The 2750-nt window shown below is 75.4% G+C and carries 1 protein-coding gene; it reads left to right on the top strand.

Annotated elements, in window-relative coordinates; all coding sequences use genetic code 11:
* A partial coding sequence (locus tag ABZ885_RS38885) for a beta-ketoacyl synthase N-terminal-like domain-containing protein (protein WP_360199585.1) occupies nucleotides 1–2750 on the top strand: 2750 nt, incomplete at both ends.

Below are 2750 nucleotides of genomic sequence, written 5' to 3'. Positions count from 1 at the left end.
ACCCGGGGCACCGGCGTGGACGTGGTGGCCTGCGACGCGGCCGACCGCTCGCACCTGGCCGGGCTGCTGGACCGGATCGCCGCGAGCGGCCCCGCGCTGGGCACGGTGGTGCACACCGCGGCGGTGCTCGACGACGGCGTGATCGACGGCCTCTCGGCGGCCCGGCTGGAGTCGGTGCTCGCGGCCAAGGCCGCCGGCGCCGCCTACCTGGACGAGCTGACCGCGGACCTGGACCTGGACGCCTTCGTCCTGTTCTCCTCCGTGGTGGCCACCACCGGCGGCCCGGGCCAGGCCAACTACGGTGCGGCGAACGCCTATCTGGACGCCGTGGCCGAGAACCGGCGCAGCCGCGGCCTGGCCGCGCTCGCCGTGGCCTGGGGCCCGTGGGCGGCCGGTGTCGCCCAGGGCTCCGAGGCGGCCCGGCAGCGGCTGGCCCGCAACCAGTGGGAAGGCGTGATGGACCCGGACCTCGCGGTCCGGGCGCTGGGCGAGGCGCTGGACTGCCGCGACACCGTGCTGACGGTGACCAACATCGACTGGTCCGTCATCCTGGCGGCGCCGCAGTCGGCCGCGAGCCTGCTGCAGGTCCCCCTGATGCGGGACCTGCCGGAGATCCACCGGCTGGCCGCGATGCTGGCCGAGGTCCCGGCCGCACCGGCCGAGCTGGACCTGGCGGGCCGCTTGGCCGGCATGAGCCGCGCCGAGCAGCGCCGGGTGCTGACCGAACTCGTCCAGGCCAAGGCCGCGCACGTGCTCGGCCACCCGTCGCCCGACACGGTCGAGGTCAACCGCGCCTTCAGCGAACTCGGCTTCGACTCCCTGACCGCGGTGGAGCTGCGCAACGACCTCAGCTCCGCCACGGACCTGCGGCTGCCCGCCACCCTGCTGTTCGACTACCCGACCACGGCCGCGCTCGCCGACTACCTGGAGGCGGAGCTGCTGGGGGCCGTGCCGGACGGCGCCGACGCGCCGGCCGCCGTGCCCGCCACGATCGCCGCCGACGAGCCGATCGCGATCGTCGGCATGGCCTGCCGCTACCCCGGCGGCGTGGTCGACCCCGACGGGCTGTGGGCCCTGCTGGCCTCCGGCGGGGACGGCATCTCCGGCTTCCCGGACGACCGCGGCTGGGACCTGGAGGCCCTCGGCAACTCCTCGTACGTCCAGGCCGGCGGGTTCGTCCAGGACATGAGCGGGTTCGACGCCGGCTTCTTCGGCATCAGCCCCCGCGAGGCGCTGGCCATGGACCCGCAGCAGCGGCTGCTGCTGGAGCTGTCCTGGGAGGCCGTGGAGCGGGCCGGCATGGACCCGGAGTCGCTGCGCGGCAGCGCGACCGGCGTCTTCGTCGGCGGGTACACCTCCGGCTACGGCTACGGCGCCGACATCGAGGGCATGGCCCACCTCATCACCGGCAACGCGACGAGCGTGCTGTCCGGCCGGGTGTCCTACGCGCTCGGGCTCGAAGGCCCGGCGGTGACGGTCGACACGGCGTGCTCGTCGTCCCTGGTGGCGATGCACATGGCCGCCCAGGCCCTGCGCTCCGGCGAGTGCTCGATGGCCCTGGCCGGCGGCGTCACCATCCTGGTGAGCCCCGAGGGCTTCGTCGGCTTCAGCGAGCAGAGCGGGCTGGCGACCGACGGCCGCTGCAAGGCGTTCTCCGCGCAGGCGGACGGGATGGGCTTCGCCGAGGGTGCGGGCGTGCTCGTCGTGGAGCGCCTGTCGGACGCCCGGCGCAACGGGCACCAGGTGCTCGCGGTGCTGCGCGGCAGCGCGACCAACCAGGACGGTGCGTCCAACGGTCTGACCGCCCCCAACGGCCCCTCGCAGCAGCGGGTGATCCGTGCGGCGCTGGCGAACGCCGGGCTGACGGCTGCGGACGTCGACGTGGTCGAGGCGCACGGCACGGGCACCAAGCTGGGTGACCCGATCGAGGCCCAGGCGCTGCTGGCCACCTACGGCCAGGAGCGCGGCGGGCACGGCCCGCTGCTGCTGGGGTCGGTGAAGTCCAACATCGGCCACACCCAGGCGGCCGCCGGCGTGGCCGGCGTCATCAAGATGGTCATGGCGCTGCAGCACGAGCAGCTGCCGAGGACCCTGCACGCCGAGGTGCCGTCGCCGCACGTCGACTGGTCGGCGGGTGAGGTCGAGCTGCTGACCCAGGCGGCGCCGTGGCCGGTCAACGGCCGGGTGCGCCGGGCCGGTGTGTCCTCGTTCGGCCTGAGCGGCACCAACGCGCACGTCATCCTGGAGGAGGCCCCCGCGGCCGCCGAGCCCGGCGAGCCCGGGAGCGACGGCCGGGGCGACGTCGCCAAGGTGGTCGAGTCCGGTGCGGCCGGGGCCTGGCTGGTGTCGGGCCGCTCGGCCGAGGGGCTGGCCGGGCAGGCGGAGCGGCTGTACGACTGGGCGACCGCACGGCCGGAGCTGGCTCCTGCCGAGGTGGCCTGGTCGCTGGCGACGACGCGGTCGGTGTTCGAGCACCGGGCCGTGGTGGTGGGCGCCGGGCGTGACGAGCTGGTGTCGGGGCTGCAGAGCTTGGCCGCCGGGGTGCCCAGCGGTGCCGTCGTCTCGGGTGTGGCGCGGCCGGGTGCGCGGACGGTGTTCGCGTTCGCGGGTCAGGGGTCGCAGTGGGTCGGGATGGGCCGGGAACTGGTCGAGGCCAGCCCGGTGTTCGCGGCGCGGCTGGCGGAGTGTGCGCAGGCGTTGGCGCCGTTCGTGGACTGGTCGCTGGACGACGTCCTTGCCGGGGCGCCGGG

Origin of the sequence: Kitasatospora sp. NPDC047058 (genome assembly GCF_040643935.1) — a bacterium.
GTDB lineage: Bacteria > Actinomycetota > Actinomycetes > Streptomycetales > Streptomycetaceae > Kitasatospora.
Note: the sequence above shows the minus strand (reverse complement) of the source record. Positions and strands in the feature narration are given on the sequence as shown.